Raw genomic sequence first — 16,586 nt, 5'->3', positions numbered from 1 at the left:
AACAGAAACATTGCGCTTTTACGCTCAAGGCCCGAGCCTTGCGCGCTGCGGTAATGAATGTGAGGTGAGCAATACATGTATCACGGAGAACGATTGAACGCCTGGACCCATCTGGTCGGGGCGGTGGCAGCATTTATTGGTGGCGTGTGGATGTTGGTGATCGCCTGCCTCGACGGCAGCCCGTGGAAGATTGTCAGTGTGGCGATTTATGCGTTCACCTTGCTGGTGCTCTACAGCGCCTCGACCGTGTACCACAGCGTGCGCCGGCGCAAGAAAGCGATCATGAAGAAGGTCGATCACTTTTCGATCTATCTGTTGATCGCCGGCAGCTACACGCCATTCTGCCTGGTAACCCTGCGCGGGCCGTGGGGCTGGACGTTGTTCGGGATTATCTGGGGGCTGGCGCTGATTGGTATTCTGCAAGAGATCAAACCGCGTTCGGAGGCGCGGATTCTGTCGATCGTGATTTACGCGGTGATGGGCTGGATTGTGTTGGTAGCGGTGAAGCCTTTGATTGCGGCGCTGGGCACGACCGGGTTTGCCTGGCTGGCGTCGGGCGGGGTTTTGTACACGGTGGGGATTATCTTTTTTGCCCTTGATCATCGCTTGCGGCATGCGCACGGGATCTGGCATTTGTTCGTGATCGCCGGGAGTCTGCTGCACTTTGTGGCGATTATGTTTTATGTCCTTTAGGCACGCCACCATCCCCCTGTAGGAGTGAGCCTGCTCGCGATAGCGTCAGGTCAGGCGACAGAGTTTTTGGCTGATCCACCGCCATCGCGAGCAGGCTCACTCCTACAGGGGAACGAGTTCATCCAGTTGCTTTTGCGCACGATCGCTGAAGATTTTCAGCAGATCGTTGAGGGTATGCGGCGGTGGTTCGCTGGCGCGGGTCACGGCGTACAGGGTGATCGGCAGCGGCGGGGCCAGCGGGCGAATCGTGGTAGTTGCCGATGACGCGCCCAGCGCAGTAAACGGATCAATCACCGCCACCCCCGCGCCCGATTCCACCATCGCCCGCGCCAGTGAATACGTCTGCACGGCAATCCGCACCAACGGCGGCGGTTCGACCGCTTCCAGGTAACTGTCGAGCCGCGCCGCCAACGGATCGGCACTCGACAAACCAATCAACGACGCCCCCGCCAGCGCCATCAACGGCAACGGTTTTCCTGCCTCTTCAACCGGCCAGAAATCCTTCGGCGCCAACGCCACCAACACCCCTGAAGCCAGCGCTTGCGCCTTCAGACCCGGGTGATCGGGCAACTGCAACGTCAGCGCAACATCCACTTCACGCATCAACAAATTCTGCATCAGCTCACGGCTGTGCGCGCTGGACAGTTCGCAGGCGATGTCCGGGTAACGCGTTGTCCACTGATGAATTGCCGGCGGCAGCAGCGACAAGGCCAGCGCCGGCGTCGCGCCGATGCGCAAACTGTGTCCCGGCTCGCGACGCAGACTCTGCGCCAGACGCCGCACGCCTTGCAGGCTTTCCGTGACCTTGTCGACTTCGCGCTCCAGCTCCAGCGCTTCCGGGGTCGCCTGCAACTTGCCACGCACGCGCAGAAACAACGGAAACCCCAGTTGCTGCTCGGCGTGCTGCAACACTTTGCTCACCGCCGGTTGCGAGACGTGCAGCAACTGCGCGGCGCCGCTGACCGAGCCGGTCTGGCGAATGGCCTGGAAAATCTCGATGTGACGTAGACGCATGGCGAGTCCATAACCTTTGTTTATGGTTCAGGCATCTTTATTCATTGTCCGGCGGCTGTCACCTGGCTCTAACCTCGGATCCGTCTTTAGCAGGATTCAGAGGCAGCAATGGCTCAGCGTGTGTGCATCATCGGCGGCGGCGTGATCGGCCTGGCAACGGCGTATGCGCTGGTGCGCGACGGTTTTGAGGTGACGGTGATCGAGGCGCGGGATTCCCTCGGCAGCGAGACCAGTTTTGCCAACGGCGGCCAGTTGTCCTATCGCTACGTCGCGCCGCTGGCCGATGCCGGCGTGCCGGTGCAGGCGATTGGCTGGATGCTGCGCGGCGACTCACCGCTCAAGCTGCGTCCGCGTCTGGATCCTGCGCAGTGGCGCTGGATGGCGGCGTTTCTCGCCGCCTGCCGCACCTCGGTCAACCGAGAAAATGCCGCGCATCTGCTGCGTTTGGCGCTGTTCAGTCAGAGCACGCTGAAGCGCTGGCGCGAGGACGATGGGCTGGACGGATTCAACTGGCGGCGCAACGGCAAACTGGTGACCTTCCGCAACGCCGGCAGCTTTGAGCATGCACGCAAAGGCCTGGCCGATCCGCAGCAACAGCAGGTGATGTCCGCCAGCGAGTGCGCGCAACTGGAACCGGCGCTGGCCGATGCGCCGTTCGTGGGTGCGATCTATACGCCAGACGAAGAGGTCGGCGATTGCCACGGTTTCTGTCAGCAACTGGCGGCGCGATTGAAGGCGTCCGGGCGTTGCGAGTTTCGCCTCGGCCAACCAGTGACCGCGATTCGGCACAGTAACGGCGCGGTTACCGCCATCGAATTAGGCGATGAAACGCTGCCCGTCGAGCAACTGGTGATCGCCGCCGGCCATCGCAGTTCATTGCTGGCGCTGCCCGGTTTGCGTTTGCCGCTGTATCCGCTGAAGGGCTACAGCTTGACCGTGCCAATCGGCAGCGAGCACCACGCGCCCGACGTGAGCATCACCGACTACGACCGCAAAATCGTTTACGCGCGCATCGGCGAACAACTGCGCGTGGCGGCGATGGTGGATATTGTCGGCTTCGATCCGGCGGTCGATCCGCAGCGATTGGCGCTGATCAAGCGTCAGGCCCGCGACACTTTTCCCGAGGCCGGAAACTACGACGCCGCTGTCGAGTGGGCTGGTATGCGCCCGGCGACGCCAACCGGTGTGCCTCTTTTGGGCGCCACGGCCTATCGCAATCTATGGCTGAATCTCGGTCACGGTGCGCTCGGTTTTACCCTCGCGTGCGGCAGCGCACAGTTGCTCAGCGAGCTGATCGGCCAACAACACACGTCGATTGATCTGCACGGTTTCAATCCCCGTGCGGCTTGATTGATCAACGCTTTACCGTTCAAACAACCACACCGACAACGGAGAATAACAATGCAAAAAATCACGTTGCTTGCCTGTACGTTGGGACTGCTGATCGGCAGTCAGGCCCACGCCAATGAGGCGCCGCTGACCGGCACGCTCGGCAAGATCGCCAGCGCCAACAGCATCACCCTGGGCTATCGCGACGCCTCGGTGCCGTTCTCTTACGTGGGCGACAACACCGGCAAACCGATGGGTTATTCGGTGGATCTGGCGGGCAAGATTGTCGAGCGCATTCAGCAGCAACTGGCGCGGCCGGATTTGAAAGTGAATTACAACCTCGTCACTTCGCAGACGCGGATTCCGCTGGTGCAGAACGGCACGGTCGACCTTGAGTGCGGCTCCACCGGCGTCACCGCCGAGCGGCAGAAACAGGTGTCGTTTTCCTATGGGTTCATCTACGTCAAAGGTCAGTTGCTGACGGCCAAGGACAGCGGCATCAAAAGCTTCGACGACCTGCGCGGCAAGAACGTGGTGACCACGGCGGGCACGACCAACGAGCGCTACCTGAAGAGCTACAACCACGATCACAAACTCGACATGTCAGTGATCAGCGCCAAGGATCATGGTGAGGCGTTCCAGATGCTCGAGTCGGGACGTGCAGCGGCGTTCTATATGGACGACGCGCTGCTTTACGGCGAGCGGGCCAAGGCGCGCGATCCGCATAACTGGGTGGTGGTGGGGGAGGAGCAGTCGCGGGAAATCTACAGCTGCATGGTGCGCAAGGATGATCCGCAGTTTCTGGCGCTGGTGAATGGCGCGTTGGCGGATCTGTATCGTTCGGGGGAGATCAACGGGATTTATCAGCGCTGGTTTGAACAGCCGATTCCGCCGAAGGGGTTGAACCTGGAGTTTCCGATGACCAGCGAGTTGAAGGCGATTATTGCCAAACCGGTGAGTGATCCGGTTCAGTAAATTTCAGATCGAGGTGCGGCCATTCGCGAGCAAGCCCGCTCCCACATTGGATCTTCAGTGAACACAAAATATGTGTCCACCCAAGTACCCATGTGGGAGCGGGCTTGCTCGCGAAGGGGGCCTAAAAATCACCCCAAAGTTGTTGAGCCACCGCCAATGCAACCACCGGCGCAGTCTCGGTGCGCAACACCCGAGGCCCAAGCCGGGCCGCATGGAAACCGTTGCCCTTGGCCTGCTCAACCTCAGCATCCGTCAACCCGCCCTCAGGCCCGATCAGAAACGCCAGCGTCGCCGGTTTCGCATGACTCACCAACGGCTCCGCCACCGGGTGCAGCACCAGTTTCAACTCGGCTTCGGTCTGCTTGATCCAGTCCGCCAACAACACCGGCGGGTGAATCACCGGCACTCGCGAACGACCACATTGTTCACACGCACTGATCGCCACCTGACGCCAGTGCAGCAGGCGTTTGTCGGCGCGTTCGTCCTTGAGGCGGACTTCGCAGCGGTCGCTGAAGATCGGCGTGATTTCATTCACGCCCAACTCGGTGGCTTTCTGAATCGCCCAATCCATGCGCTCGCCACGGGACAGGCCCTGGCCGAGGTGGATGTGCAGCGGCGATTCAACCTGACCGGCGAATTGCTCGTTGATCTGCACGGTCACGCGTTTCTTGCCGACTTCCAGCAGGGCGCCGCGAAACTCATGACCGGAACCGTCGAACATCTGCACCGCATCGCCCTCGGCCATGCGCAGCACGCGGCTGATGTAATGCGCCTGGGCCTCCGGCAATTCGTGTTCGCCGGTGCTCAGGGGGGCGTCGATAAAGAAGCGGGACAGTCTCATTTCGGGTCTCTAAAAAATTGGCGCGTAGTCACTGTGGTGAAGAGCTTTTGTGGCGAGGGGATTTATCCCCGTTGGGTGGCGAAGCCGCCCCAAAATCTGCTCACGCGGTGAGTCAGGAGTACCGGGTGTGCTGATTTCACGACTGCTGCGCAGCCGAACGGGGATAAATCCCCTCGCCACAGGGTTCTTTTCAAACCTTTAGATGGCAATCAACCCGGATCGCGGAAGCCGGGGTGGAAGTCTTTTGGCACGGCGACGCTGACGCTGTCACGCGTAGCAATGTCGATGCCTTCGCTGGCGACTTCGGCGAGGAAGTCGATCTGCTCCGGGGTGATCACGTACGGCGGCAGGAAATACACCACGCTGCCCAGCGGACGCAGCAACGCGCCGCGTTCCAGCGCATGCTGGAACACCTTCAAACCGCGACGCTCCTGCCAAGGGTAGGCCTCTTTGGTGGCTTTATCCTTGACCATCTCGATGGCCAGCACCATGCCGGTCTGGCGCACTTCGGAGACGTTCGGGTGATCGACCAGATGCGCCGTGGCCGAGGCCATACGCTGGGCCAGGGCCTTGTTGTTCTCGATGACGTTGTCGTGCTCGAAGATATCCAGCGTCGCCAGTGCCGCCGCGCACGCCAGCGGGTTGCCGGTGTAGCTGTGCGAATGGAGGAAGGCGCGCAAGGTTGGATAGTCGTCGTAAAACGCGCTGTAGACCTCATCGGTGGTCAGGCACGCCGCCAGCGGCAGATAGCCTCCGGTCAGGGCTTTCGACAGGCAGAGGAAGTCCGGGCGAATGCCGGCCTGCTCGCAGGCAAACATCGTCCCGGTGCGACCGAAACCAACGGCGATTTCGTCGAGAATCAAATGCACGCCGTAGCGATCGCATGATTCACGCAGCAACTTGAGATACACCGGGTGATACATGCGCATGCCGCCAGCGCCCTGAATCAACGGCTCGACGATCACTGCCGCGACGCTGTCATGATTCTCTGCCAGGGTCTGTTCCATGGCCGCAAACATGTTGCGCGAGTGTTCTTCCCAGCTCATGCCTTCGGGGCGGCCGTAGCAATCCGGGCTCGGCACTTTGATGGTGTCCATCAGCAGCGCTTTGTAGGTTTCGGTGAACAGCGGCACGTCGCCGACCGCCATCGCTGCCATGGTTTCGCCGTGGTAGCTATTGGTCAGGGTGACGAAGCGCTTTTTGTTCGGTTGGCCGCGATTGAGCCAGTAGTGAAAGCTCATTTTCAGCGCGACTTCGATGCAGGACGAACCGTTATCGGCGTAGAACACCCGGTTCAGGCCTTCCGGCGTCATCTTCACCAGTCGCTCGGACAGCTCGATCACCGGTTGATGGCTGAAGCCGGCCAGAATCACGTGCTCCAGCTGATCGACCTGATCCTTGATGCGCTGGTTGATCCGCGGGTTGGCGTGGCCGAATACGTTGACCCACCACGAGCTGACCGCATCGAGGTAACGCTTGCCTTCGAAGTCTTCGAGCCAGACGCCTTCACCGCGCTTGATCGGGATCAGCGGCAGCTGTTCGTGGTCTTTCATCTGGGTGCAGGGATGCCACAACACCGCGAGGTCGCGTTGCATCCACTGGTTATTCAGGCCCATTTACAGTCTCCTCGAGGCGGCTCGCGTCAGGCACGGGCAAACAATCGCGCAAGCCTATGCAATGCGTCGCGCGGGAACAACCCATTGTGTCGATTGAGCTACTTTGTATGAGCCGATAGACGTCGCTGGCGGCGTTTTGATGGCTAACGTATTCTTCGCGGTTCTTTGGGTCGTCTGATCCGCACAACTGCTTTTTTCTGTGGTATTTCCGGAGTTCGCTGAATGTCTGTCGGTTGGCTGCGCGCCTGTGCGCTGGTGATGTTGGGGCTGTTCAGCGTTACGGCGCTGGCCAAGGATAAAACTGCAATCGTGATCGGCGGCGGCCTGTCGGGCCTGACCGCCGCTTACGAACTGCAAAACAAGGGCTGGCAGGTCACGCTGCTGGAAGCCAAACCGAGCATGGGCGGGCGCTCGGGCATGGCCACCAGCGAGTGGATCGGCAACGACAAGACGCAGCCGGTGCTGAACAAGTACGTGTCGACGTTCAAGCTGGGCACCACGCCGGCGCCGGAATTCGTGCGTACGCCGAGTTATCTGATCGACGGCGAGTATTTCTCCGCCGCTGATCTGGCAACCAAGCAACCGGCCACCGCCGAAGCGATCAAGCGTTACGAGAAAACCGTCGATGACCTGGCGCGTTCGATCGATGATCCGCAGAACCCGGCCGCGACCAACACCCTGCACGCGCTGGATCAGATCACCGTGGCGAGCTGGCTCGACCGGCAGAACCTGCCGACCACTGCGCGTCAGTTGATCAACCAGGACATCCGCACTCACTACGACGAACCTTCGCGTCTGTCGCTGCTGTACTTCGCGCAGCAGAACCGCGTTTATCGCGGCGTTTCCGACCGTGACCTGCGTGCTTCGCGTCTGGTCGGCGGCAGCCAGGTGCTGGCGCAGGCGTTCGTCAAACAGATCAAAACCATCAAGACCAACTCGCCGGTATCGGCGATCGTTCAGGACAAGGACGGCGTGACCGTCAAAGTCGGCAGCGTTGGCTACCAGGCGGACTACGTCGTGTTGGCCGTGCCGCTGCGTGCGCTGAACAAGATTGCCCTGACACCGGCGCTGGATGCTCAGCACCTGGCCGCGATCAAAGGCACCAACTACGGCTGGCGCGACCAGATCATGCTGAAGTTCAAGACTCCAGTGTGGGAACCCAAGGCGCGCATGTCCGGCGAGATCTACAGCAACACCGGTCTCGGCATGCTCTGGATCGAGCCTGCGCTGAAGGGCGGCGCCAACGTGGTGATCAACCTGTCCGGCGACAATGCCCGCGTGATGCAGGCGTTCGGCGACAAGCAGATGGTCGATCAGGTGCTGATCCGTTTGCACGCGTTTTATCCACAGGCCCGTGGCTCGTTCACCGGTTATGAAATCCGTCGCTACAGCACCGACCCGTCGATGGGCGGCGCTTACCTGGCTTACGGCCCGGGCCAGATCAGCAAGTTCTGGCGCCTGTGGGAACGTCCGCTGCAACGCGTAGCGTTCGCTGGCGAACACACCGACACCTTGTACCCGGGCACGCTGGAAGGCGCACTGCGCACCGGTCAGCGTGCGGCCAGTCAGGTTGAAGATCTGGCGGCAGGCAAATCCTTTGAACCGGTGAAAGTGGTGCCGGCTGCAGCAGCGGCGGCGGGTGCCGTGGCGGCGAAGAAGGGCAACTTCTTCAGCAACCTGTTTGGCGGTTCGGATGACGAGAAGAAGCCTGAGCCAGTGAAGGCGCCAGAGCCGGCTCCTGCTCCGGTCGCACCAGCACCTGCGCCGACTCCGGCAGTTGCGCCAGCTCCGGTGGAAGCACCGAAGCCAGCGACCCCGGTGAAGGCTGAGCCAGCGAAGAAAGCGACGGCCAAGCCTGCGGCGAAGAAACCAACGGCTAAAACCGAAGCGAAAAAGCCTGCGGCGAAACCGGCAGCGAAGAAGGCTGAACCGGCGAAGAAGCCAGCGGCCAAGCCTGCTGCAACGACCGAGACCAAGGCGCAGTAAGCCTTGCGGTGAATGAAAAGCGCGGCGTTTATGCCGCGCTTTTTTTTGCCTGAAAGACCGCTTTCGCGAGCAGGCTCACTCCTACAGGGGATCGCATTTCTTCAGTTGGAATACGGCCAACTGTAGGAGTGAGCCTGCTCGCGAAGGGGCCCGCTCAGACAACGCAAATCCATTGCGCGGCAACAACATCCCGCCACACTTTCCCCGTTAATCTTTCCTTAACACGCCACTTACAGACTCTTGATCGTATTTCTCGATATTTCAAAGCGAAATTTTCCGCTTTAATTCGATAGATAACTCGCTAGTCTTGGTTCGCAGTTCTCACAGGATTTGGGCAATGCAGCTACGTAACTCTTCTTCGCGCTACGGTTGGGTCAGCATCTTCATGCACTGGGGCGTGGCGCTGGTGGTCTTCGGATTGTTTGCGCTGGGTCTGTGGATGGTCGGGCTGGATTACTACAGCAGCTGGCGCAAAGAGGCGCCGGATCTGCACAAGAGCATCGGCCTGGTATTGCTGGCCGTGATGGTGTTACGGGTGCTGTGGCGCTTTATCAGCCCACCGCCGCCGACGCTGCAAAGCTACAGCCGCATGACCCGTCTCGGCGCCAAATTCGGCCACGGGTTTCTGTATCTCGCGCTGTTCGCTGTGATGATTGCCGGTTACCTGATTTCCACCGCAGACGGTGTCGGGATCCCGGTGTTTGGCCTGTTTGAAGTTCCTGCACTGCTTTCCGGGCTACCGGATCAGGCAGATACCGCTGGGGTGATTCACCTGTGGCTGGCGTGGATACTGGTAATTTTTTCCGGTCTCCATGCGTTGGCAGCTTTGAAGCACCACTTTATCGATCGTGATGTGACCCTGACGCGAATGCTCGGTCGCAAAGCCTGAAATTCAACCTCGACTCAAAGGAAAAGAAAGCATGTTGAAAAAGACTCTGGCCGCTCTGGCAATCGGTTCTGCACTGCTCTCGGCTCAGGCCATGGCAGCGGACTACAAAATCGACAAGGAAGGCCAGCACGCCTTCGTTGACTGGAAAATCAGCCACCTGGGTTACAGCTTCATTCACGGTACTTTCAAAGATTTCGACGGTACCTTCTCGTGGGATTCGGCCAAGCCTGAAGCCAGCAAGATCGCTGTTGATGTGAAAACCGCCAGCCTGTGGTCGAACCACGCTGAGCGTGACAAGCACATCGCCAGCAAAGACTTCCTCGATGTTGGCAAGTTTGCTGATGCCAAGTTCGTCTCCACCGCCGTTAAATCGACCGGTGAAAAGACCGCTGACGTGACCGGCGACCTGACCCTGCACGGCGTGACCAAGCCTGTGACCTTCAAGGCCACGTTCAATGGCGAAGGCAAGGATCCATGGGGCGGCGAGCGTGCTGGCTTCAACGCCACCACCACCCTGAACCTGAACGATTTCGGGATCAAGGGCCCAGGTCCTACCTCGCAAACTGCGGATCTGGACATCTCGCTGGAAGGCGTGAAAGTTAAGTAACTTTCCCCCTGCCACACAAAAACGCCCCCGGTTGAAAGGCCGGGGGCGTTTTTTATTGCCCGTCACAACACAATTCCCCCTGTAGGAGCTGCCGAAGGCTGCGATCTTTTGATGTTGGTTTTTCGAAGATCAAAAGATCGTCCGATCGCGGCCCGAGCCTTCGGCAGCTCCTACAGAAAGCGGGTTTGGGTCGTCCATAAAAAATGCCCCGGCTCTTGCGAGGCGGGGCATTTTTCAGTGCAGCGTTAACTCAGCGATTGCGGGTCAGCAAGGCTGGTTTTTCGCCACGTGGGCGGCTTGGCAGTTGATCGAGCTGCTCAGGCGTCGGGAAGCGGTCGGCTTTCGATTCCTTGTGCATGATCTTCGGGCCAGTGCTGCGCGGGTTTTGCACGGCTGGCTCGCTGCGTGGCTGATCGTCACGGGCCGGACGGCGGTTGCGCGAGGACGAAGCATCATCGCGACGCGCCGGCTGACCATCACGCGGTGCGCCGTTGCGCGGGCCGCTGCGTTTGGCCGGTGGGGTGCCAGTGCTCGAACCGTTGCTGTTGCGCGGGCCGTTCTGGCGACCTTGTGGCTGACCGCCACGCGGTGCGCCCGAACCTGCGCCAGCACCTTGAGCCGGTGCGCCTGGACGACGGCCGCGACCGCCAGCCGGAGCCGGCTTGGGCACGTAGTCAACGCGGTTACCGAAGTTATCCACATCGTCATCGAGGAACTCGTCCGGCGCACGATCAGCTGCCGCACGTGGCGGCTGGCTTGGACGCTGTTCACGGGCCGGGGTGCCTTCGCGCGGTTTCTGCTGACGGGCAGGGCGCTCGCCACGTTCACCGGCCGGCTTCTCTTTGCCCTTGTCTTTGCCTTTGTCTTTACGACCGCCGCCACCGCCGCCGCCATTCGGCCCGTCGCCGCGTGGGCCACGTGGATTGCGCGGGTTACGCACGTCCGGACGCTCACGCACTTCCGGCTTCTCGGCTTCAATGGTGCTCGAATCGAAGCCCATCAGGTCGCCGTCGGCGATTTTCTGCTTGGTCATGCGTTCGATGCTTTTCAGCAGTTTTTCTTCGTCCGGTGCGACCAGCGAAATCGCCTCGCCCGAACGACCGGCACGGCCGGTACGGCCGATACGGTGTACGTAATCTTCATCGACGTTCGGCAGTTCGAAGTTGACCACGTGTGGCAACTGATCGATGTCCAGACCGCGAGCAGCGATGTCGGTCGCAACCAGAATGCGTACCTGGTTGGCCTTGAAGTCGGCCAGCGCTTTGGTGCGCGCGTTCTGGCTCTTGTTACCGTGGATCGCCACAGCCGGCAGGCCGTGTTTGTCCAGGTATTCGGCCAGACGGTTGGCGCCGTGCTTGGTGCGAGTGAAGACCAGCACCTGTTCCCACGCGCCGGCGGTGATCAGGTGCGCCAGCAGCGCACGCTTGTGGCTGGCCGGCAGACGGAAGACGCGTTGTTCGATGCGCTCGACCGTGGTGTTCGGCGGCGTCACTTCGATGCGTTCCGGGTTGTGCAGCAGCTTGCCGGCGAGGTCGGTGATGTCCTTGGAGAACGTCGCCGAGAACAGCAGGTTCTGACGCTTGGACGGCAGGCGCGCGAGGACTTTCTTCACGTCGTGCACGAAGCCCATGTCGAGCATGCGGTCGGCTTCGTCGAGGACGAGGATTTCCACGTGGGACAGGTCAACGCTGCCCTGGCCACACAGATCGAGCAAACGACCCGGGCAGGCAACGAGCACGTCAACACCGCGGGACATGGCCTGAACCTGTGGGTTCATGCCGACGCCGCCGAAGATGCAGGCGCTGACGAATTTCAGGTCACGGGCGTAGATCTTGAAGCTCTCGTGTACCTGGGCCGCGAGTTCGCGGGTCGGGGTCAGGACCAGTACGCGTGGTTGGCGCGGGCCATGACGCTGGGATTTGTCCGGGTGACCGTTGGGGAACAACCGCTCCAGGATCGGAAGGGCGAAACCGCCGGTTTTACCGGTACCTGTCTGAGCCGCCACCATCAGGTCGCGACCTTGCAACACGGCGGGAATGGCCCGCTGTTGCACCGGAGTAGGCTCGGTATAGCCCGCATCTTCGATGGCGCGGACTAAAGCCTCGGAGAGACCGAGGGAAGCAAAGGACATGAGTAATCCTGTTTTAGTTAGGGCTTGGCCCAATGGGAGTCTTGCCTGGCGCGAATCACGTTTAAGAGGACGCAATCCCGTCCGGTCCTGCTGCGGTTCCGAAGGCACGTCTGGAGTGCTCGCGCGGGCTGGGAAGCTGCGCTGTAGCGGGTCGAGAGGCCTTTTACGGTTCCGGGCGTCCGGGCGTGAGCCTGGCGGGAACGCCGGAGTATAACAGAGCAATCACTGCGCGCTGCTTTCCTGCTGCTCAACGGTTTTGCGGCTGGCCGAGGCATTGCCCAGCGGCGCGACATCGGACGGGGCCGCGCCATAGCGCGCGCTTAGCTCGGCGTAGGCCGGTTCGCGCTTGAAACGCTTGAGCTCGGCACCGAAACGCTGCACCAGTAAATCCATGCCGGCATTGCGCCGAACTGCCAAAAACTGGCTCTGGCGGCTAATTACGGTCGGGTTTTCAGTGATCTGATTGCGGATATCCAGTTCATCGAGCAAGTGCTGACCGACGCGGCGATCGGTGATCAGCAAGTCGATACGACCACGCACCAGTTTGCCGAAATTGGCTTCGTGGGTCGGTGCCGGTTCGCGAGTAAACAGAGTCGAATTGCTGAAGTCGGGGCTATATAGATAGCCCGGCGAGGTGCCGATTGTCAGGCCTTTGAGTTCTTCGAGTGTGCTGAACGGGTGCGGTCGATCGTTGGCGTAGAACATCACGAACTCGACGTCCGACAACGGTTCGCTCGGGTAGAGCAGGGTGGCGTCGCGCTCATCGCTGTGAAAGATATCCAGCGCACCGTCGGCCTGACCGGTTTCGAGCATCGACAGGCAACGCTTCCATGGCAGGAACTGCCATTCGACTTCGATGCCCAGTCGTTTGAAGACAATGGCGGTAGTTTCGTAGTCGAGCCCGAGGTTTTTGCCGTTCTCTTCGTAGACGTAAGGCGCCCACGGCTCGGTGACAATACGCAACTTCTCGCCTCGAGCAGCGAAGCTCAGGCAAGCAAAAACCAGCACGGCGAATAACTGTGTGATCAAGGGCATGGCTTGAGATTACGACGAGAAACGCGAAAGAGCCAGAAGGTGGCAGCAGAAGCTCTGTTTCGGGCGTTTAAAAGCAAAAGATCGCAGCCCACGGCAGCTCCTACATTGGTATTAATCACCCTGTGTAGGAGCTGCCGAAGGCTGCGATCTTTTGATCTTTCTTTGAAACTTAGCGCGGCAACTTCAGGTTATTCCAGATCGCCAGACTCGGTTCAGCCTGGTTCATGGAATAGAAGTGCAGCCCCGGTGCGCCGCCCTGCAACAGGCGTTCGCACATCTCGCTGACGACTTGCTCACCAAAGCGCTGAATGCTTTGCGTGTCATCGCCGTAGGCTTCCAGTTGCTTGCGGATCCAGCGCGGGATTTCCGCACCGCAGGCATCGGAGAAGCGTGCGAGTTTGCTGTAGTTGGTGATCGGCATGATCCCCGGGACGATCGGCAGATCCACACCCTGTGCCTGCAAACGGTCGACAAAGTAGAAGTAGCTGTCGGCGTTGAAGAAGTACTGGGTGATCGCGCTGTCGGCGCCAGCCTTGGCTTTGCGCACGAAGTTGGCCAGATCGTCTTCGTAGTTGCGCGCTTGCGGATGCATCTCCGGGTAAGCGGCGACTTCGATGTGGAAATGATCGCCGGTTTCTTCACGAATGAATTCAACCAGTTCATTGGCGTGACGCAGCTCACCGCTGGTCATGCCCATGCCGGACGGCAGGTCACCGCGCAGGGCAACGATGCGCTTGATGCCGGCAGCCTTGTACTCGTTCAGCAGGCCGCGCAGGTCGTCCTTGCTGTCGCCGACGCACGACAGGTGCGGTGCGGCCGGTACTTTGACTTCGCTTTCCAGTTGCAGAACGGTGTTGAGGGTGCGATCACGGGTCGAACCACCAGCGCCATAGGTGCAGGAAAAGAAATCAGGGTTGTAAGTGGCCAACTGATGAGCAGTGGCGAGCAGTTTTTCATGCCCAGCATCGGTCTTGGTCGGGAAGAACTCGAAGCTGTAGCGACGGTCTTGGGACATGGTCATTACCTTGAAAACACGTAAGCCGGACGCTGCACCCTGTAGGAGCTGCCGCAGGCTGCGATCTTTGCAGATCAAAAGATCGCAGCCTGCGGCAGCTCCTACACAGAGCGGTCAGCAGCGCCAGTCAGGCAACGCGGTGCGCCAGGCACACCGCGTCGACGCTCAGCCAATCAGTAGCGGTAAGCGTGCGGCTTGAACGGGCCTTCGACGGTCACGCCGATGTAGTCAGCCTGTTGCTTGGTCAGTTGGGTGACCACGCCGCCGAAGCCGCGAACCATTTCCAGGGCCACTTCTTCGTCGAGTTTCTTCGGCAGTACTTCAACGGTCAGACGCTCGGCTTTCTGGGCTGGCGACAGGTCGGCGTACTTCTGGTCGAACAGGAAGATCTGCGCCAGAACCTGGTTGGCGAACGAACCGTCCATGATGCGGCTTGGGTGGCCAGTGGCGTTACCCAGGTTCACCAGACGGCCTTCGGCCAGCAGGATCAGGTAGTCGTCGTTCTGCGCGTCGAAAGCGCCCGGGCCGGTACGGTGAATCTTGTGTACCTGTGGCTTCACTTCTTCCCATGCCCAGTTCTTGCGCATGAAAGCGGTGTCGATTTCGTTGTCGAAGTGACCGATGTTGCAGACAACGGCGCGTTTCTTCAGAGCTTTGAGCATGTTCGAGTCGCAGACATTGACGTTACCGGTGGTGGTCACGATCAGGTCGATCTTGCCCAGCAGTGCTTTGTCGATGCTGGCTTCGGAACCGTCGTTGATACCGTCGATGAACGGCGACACCAGTTCGAAACCGTCCATGCACGCTTGCATGGCGCAGATCGGGTCAACTTCGGAAACCTTGACGATCATGCCTTCCTGACGCAGGGACTGCGCGGAGCCCTTGCCCACGTCACCGTAACCGATGACCAGCGCTTGCTTGCCGGACAGCAGGTGGTCAGTACCACGCTTGATCGCGTCGTTCAGGCTGTGACGGCAGCCGTACTTGTTGTCGTTCTTGGACTTGGTTACCGAGTCGTTGACGTTGATGGCCGGGATGCGCAGTTCGCCCTTGGCCAGCATGTCCAGCAGACGGTGTACGCCGGTGGTGGTTTCTTCGGTCACGCCGTGTACGCGATCCAGTACTTGTGGGTACTTGTCGTGCAGCAGCTGAGTCAGGTCGCCGCCGTCGTCGAGGATCATGTTGGCGTCCCATGGCGCGCCATCCTTGAGGATGGTTTGTTCCAGGCACCACTCGTACTCTTCTTCAGTTTCGCCTTTCCAGGCGAAAACCGGGATGCCGGCAGCAGCGATAGCGGCAGCAGCCTGATCCTGAGTCGAGAAAATGTTGCACGACGACCAGCGTACTTCGGCACCCAGGGCAACCAGGGTTTCGATCAGCACGGCAGTCTGAATGGTCATGTGGATGCAGCCGAGGATCTTGGCGCCTTTCAACGGCTGTTCGCCGGAGTACTTGCGACGCAGACCCATCAGAGCCGGCATTTCCGATTCGGCGATGATGGTTTCGCGACGGCCCCAGGCAGCCAGGGACATGTCGGCAACTTTGTAATCGTTAAAATCTGCAGGCGTGATAACAGCGCTCATGAAGAGCCTCCATTCGTAATGTATGCGAATGGGCGCCGTTGTGCGTTTAGTGTCCAGCGTCAGGCCGGTCAACGCCCCATCCGAGCCTGACAGGTTGAACCTGCTGCAGCGCCCCTCGGACAGGTGGCGGGAAAACGGTATCAATTGAAGATGACCGTTTTGAAACGGTGGCGATTATAGCCGTCTAGACTGATCTTCCAAAGGGTTTCTGTCGGCCAAATGAAGATCGCTAATGGCGACCATAGTCGAAGCCGCATGGAGCATGACCGCTCAGTCTGCCAAGATACCGCCCATCGTTCGGCAAGACACTCAGGAGTGAAGATGAATTTCCACACCCGCAAATGGGTAAAACCCGAAGACCTCAACCCCAACGGCACCCTGTTCGGTGGCAGCCTGTTGCGCTGGATCGACGAAGAAGCGGCGATTTACGCGATCGTGCAGTTGGGCAATCAGCGCGTGGTGACCAAGTACATTTCCGAAATCAACTTCGTCAGCGCCTCGCGTCAGGGCGACATCATCGAACTGGGCATCACCGCCACCGAGTTCGGTCGCACTTCGATCACCCTGACCTGCGAAGTGCGCAACAAGATCACCCGCAAGAGCATTCTCACCGTTGAGAAGATGGTTTTCGTGAACCTCGGCGAAGACGGCTTGCCGGCACCGCACGGCCGCACTGAAATCAAATATGTGAAAGACCAGTTTCAGGAAGATGAGTTAGTCAGCGAGTAATGCGAGCCCCGTAGGAGCTGCCGCAGGCTGCGATCTTTTGATCTTGTTTCTAAAAAATCAAAATCAAAAGATCGCAGCCTTCGGCAGCTCCTACATGTCCGACGCAGGATTTGCGTGGCACCTACAGAACGTATTCCAAGCCG

Annotated in this window: 14 protein-coding genes and 1 riboswitch; of the genes, 7 read left to right on the top strand and 7 right to left on the bottom strand. The window is 59.9% G+C overall.

Features of this window, described 5'->3' with window-relative positions:
• Positions 1-75: 75 nt before the first annotated feature.
• Entirely contained in the window at positions 76-693 is a 618-nt protein-coding gene (gene trhA, locus KFS80_RS13800) for a PAQR family membrane homeostasis protein TrhA (RefSeq protein WP_212545071.1), read from the top strand.
• Positions 694-795: 102 nt separating this feature from the next.
• Here the strand turns inward: trhA and KFS80_RS13795 are convergent, their stop codons facing one another.
• The gene (locus tag KFS80_RS13795; protein ID WP_053124671.1) at positions 796-1,707 is read right to left on the bottom strand and encodes a LysR family transcriptional regulator; all 912 of its coding nucleotides are present in this window, start codon (positions 1,705-1,707) and stop codon (positions 796-798) included.
• 108 nt (positions 1,708-1,815) lie between these two features.
• Here KFS80_RS13795 and KFS80_RS13790 point away from each other — a divergent pair, with 108 nt between their 5' ends.
• Both KFS80_RS13790 and KFS80_RS13785 read left to right on the top strand, forming a co-directional pair.
• A complete protein-coding gene (locus KFS80_RS13790; RefSeq protein ID WP_212545070.1) occupies positions 1,816-3,057 on the top strand; it encodes a D-amino acid dehydrogenase in 1,242 nt (413 codons plus the stop codon).
• Positions 3,058-3,108: 51 nt separating this feature from the next.
• On the top strand, positions 3,109-4,011 hold the full coding sequence (locus tag KFS80_RS13785) for a transporter substrate-binding domain-containing protein (protein WP_212545069.1): 903 nt from the start codon (positions 3,109-3,111) through the stop codon (positions 4,009-4,011).
• 121 nt (positions 4,012-4,132) lie between these two features.
• Here the strand turns inward: KFS80_RS13785 and KFS80_RS13780 are convergent, their stop codons facing one another.
• Together KFS80_RS13780 and KFS80_RS13775 are read right to left on the bottom strand one after the other, a co-directional pair.
• The gene (locus KFS80_RS13780) at positions 4,133-4,852 is read right to left on the bottom strand and encodes a 16S rRNA (uracil(1498)-N(3))-methyltransferase (protein WP_212545068.1); all 720 of its coding nucleotides are present in this window, start codon (positions 4,850-4,852) and stop codon (positions 4,133-4,135) included.
• Positions 4,853-5,061: 209 nt separating this feature from the next.
• Positions 5,062-6,468, bottom strand: a complete 1,407-nt coding sequence (locus tag KFS80_RS13775; protein WP_008083109.1) for an adenosylmethionine--8-amino-7-oxononanoate transaminase — start codon at positions 6,466-6,468, stop codon at positions 5,062-5,064.
• Positions 6,469-6,690: 222 nt separating this feature from the next.
• On the opposite strand from KFS80_RS13775, the gene KFS80_RS13770 reads away from it, so the two are divergent.
• The 3 genes from KFS80_RS13770 to KFS80_RS13760 all read left to right on the top strand — a co-directional run bounded on the left by KFS80_RS13770 (position 6,691) and on the right by KFS80_RS13760 (position 9,950).
• Positions 6,691-8,454, top strand: a complete 1,764-nt coding sequence (locus KFS80_RS13770; protein WP_212545067.1) for a flavin monoamine oxidase family protein — start codon at positions 6,691-6,693, stop codon at positions 8,452-8,454.
• Positions 8,455-8,791: 337 nt separating this feature from the next.
• Positions 8,792-9,343 carry a cytochrome b gene (locus KFS80_RS13765; RefSeq protein WP_053124660.1) on the top strand — a complete coding sequence of 184 codons (552 nt, stop codon included), beginning with the start codon at positions 8,792-8,794 and terminating at the stop codon, positions 9,341-9,343.
• A gap of 31 nt (positions 9,344-9,374) precedes the next feature.
• The gene (locus KFS80_RS13760; protein ID WP_053124658.1) at positions 9,375-9,950 is read left to right on the top strand and encodes a YceI family protein; all 576 of its coding nucleotides are present in this window, start codon (positions 9,375-9,377) and stop codon (positions 9,948-9,950) included.
• A 250-nt stretch (positions 9,951-10,200) separates the two neighbouring features.
• Here KFS80_RS13760 and KFS80_RS13755 read toward each other — a convergent pair whose 3' ends face one another.
• From KFS80_RS13755 to ahcY, 4 genes are all read right to left on the bottom strand, one after another.
• Positions 10,201-12,081: an RNA helicase RhlE2 gene (locus KFS80_RS13755; protein WP_053124657.1), complete on the bottom strand. Its 1,881-nt coding sequence runs from the start codon at positions 12,079-12,081 to the stop codon at positions 10,201-10,203.
• Positions 12,082-12,303: 222 nt separating this feature from the next.
• On the bottom strand, positions 12,304-13,116 hold the full coding sequence (locus tag KFS80_RS13750) for a substrate-binding periplasmic protein (RefSeq protein ID WP_212545066.1): 813 nt from the start codon (positions 13,114-13,116) through the stop codon (positions 12,304-12,306).
• 169 nt (positions 13,117-13,285) lie between these two features.
• The gene (gene metF / locus KFS80_RS13745; protein ID WP_212545065.1) at positions 13,286-14,131 is read right to left on the bottom strand and encodes a methylenetetrahydrofolate reductase [NAD(P)H]; all 846 of its coding nucleotides are present in this window, start codon (positions 14,129-14,131) and stop codon (positions 13,286-13,288) included.
• 173 nt (positions 14,132-14,304) lie between these two features.
• A complete protein-coding gene (ahcY, locus tag KFS80_RS13740) occupies positions 14,305-15,714 on the bottom strand; it encodes an adenosylhomocysteinase (RefSeq protein ID WP_159811865.1) in 1,410 nt (469 codons plus the stop codon).
• Between the two features lie 23 nt (positions 15,715-15,737).
• Positions 15,738-15,837: riboswitch (S-adenosyl-L-homocysteine riboswitch) on the bottom strand.
• 198 nt (positions 15,838-16,035) lie between these two features.
• Here ahcY and KFS80_RS13735 point away from each other — a divergent pair.
• A complete protein-coding gene (locus KFS80_RS13735) occupies positions 16,036-16,443 on the top strand; it encodes an acyl-CoA thioesterase (RefSeq protein WP_007913723.1) in 408 nt (135 codons plus the stop codon).
• The last annotated feature ends 143 nt before the right edge of the window (positions 16,444-16,586 follow it).

This window comes from Pseudomonas rustica, from assembly GCF_018336155.1.
GTDB classification, from domain to species: Bacteria; Pseudomonadota; Gammaproteobacteria; order Pseudomonadales; family Pseudomonadaceae; genus Aquipseudomonas; species Aquipseudomonas rustica.
Note: the sequence above shows the minus strand (reverse complement) of the source record. Positions and strands in the feature narration are given on the sequence as shown.

Coding starts and splice junctions, on each gene's coding strand:
- KFS80_RS13760 (WP_053124658.1), top strand. CDS start 9,375: ATGTTGAAAAAGACTCTGGCCGCTCTGGCAATCGGTTCTGCACTGCTC.
- KFS80_RS13785 (WP_212545069.1), top strand. CDS start 3,109: ATGCAAAAAATCACGTTGCTTGCCTGTACGTTGGGACTGCTGATCGGC.
- KFS80_RS13735 (WP_007913723.1), top strand. CDS start 16,036: ATGAATTTCCACACCCGCAAATGGGTAAAACCCGAAGACCTCAACCCC.
- KFS80_RS13755 (WP_053124657.1), bottom strand. CDS start 12,081: ATGTCCTTTGCTTCCCTCGGTCTCTCCGAGGCTTTAGTCCGCGCCATC.
- KFS80_RS13795 (WP_053124671.1), bottom strand. CDS start 1,707: ATGCGTCTACGTCACATCGAGATTTTCCAGGCCATTCGCCAGACCGGC.
- KFS80_RS13775 (WP_008083109.1), bottom strand. CDS start 6,468: ATGGGCCTGAATAACCAGTGGATGCAACGCGACCTCGCGGTGTTGTGG.
- KFS80_RS13765 (WP_053124660.1), top strand. CDS start 8,792: ATGCAGCTACGTAACTCTTCTTCGCGCTACGGTTGGGTCAGCATCTTC.
- metF (WP_212545065.1), bottom strand. CDS start 14,131: ATGTCCCAAGACCGTCGCTACAGCTTCGAGTTCTTCCCGACCAAGACC.
- KFS80_RS13780 (WP_212545068.1), bottom strand. CDS start 4,852: ATGAGACTGTCCCGCTTCTTTATCGACGCCCCCCTGAGCACCGGCGAA.
- KFS80_RS13750 (WP_212545066.1), bottom strand. CDS start 13,116: ATGCCCTTGATCACACAGTTATTCGCCGTGCTGGTTTTTGCTTGCCTG.
- trhA (WP_212545071.1), top strand. CDS start 76: ATGTATCACGGAGAACGATTGAACGCCTGGACCCATCTGGTCGGGGCG.
- ahcY (WP_159811865.1), bottom strand. CDS start 15,714: ATGAGCGCTGTTATCACGCCTGCAGATTTTAACGATTACAAAGTTGCC.
- KFS80_RS13770 (WP_212545067.1), top strand. CDS start 6,691: ATGTCTGTCGGTTGGCTGCGCGCCTGTGCGCTGGTGATGTTGGGGCTG.
- KFS80_RS13790 (WP_212545070.1), top strand. CDS start 1,816: ATGGCTCAGCGTGTGTGCATCATCGGCGGCGGCGTGATCGGCCTGGCA.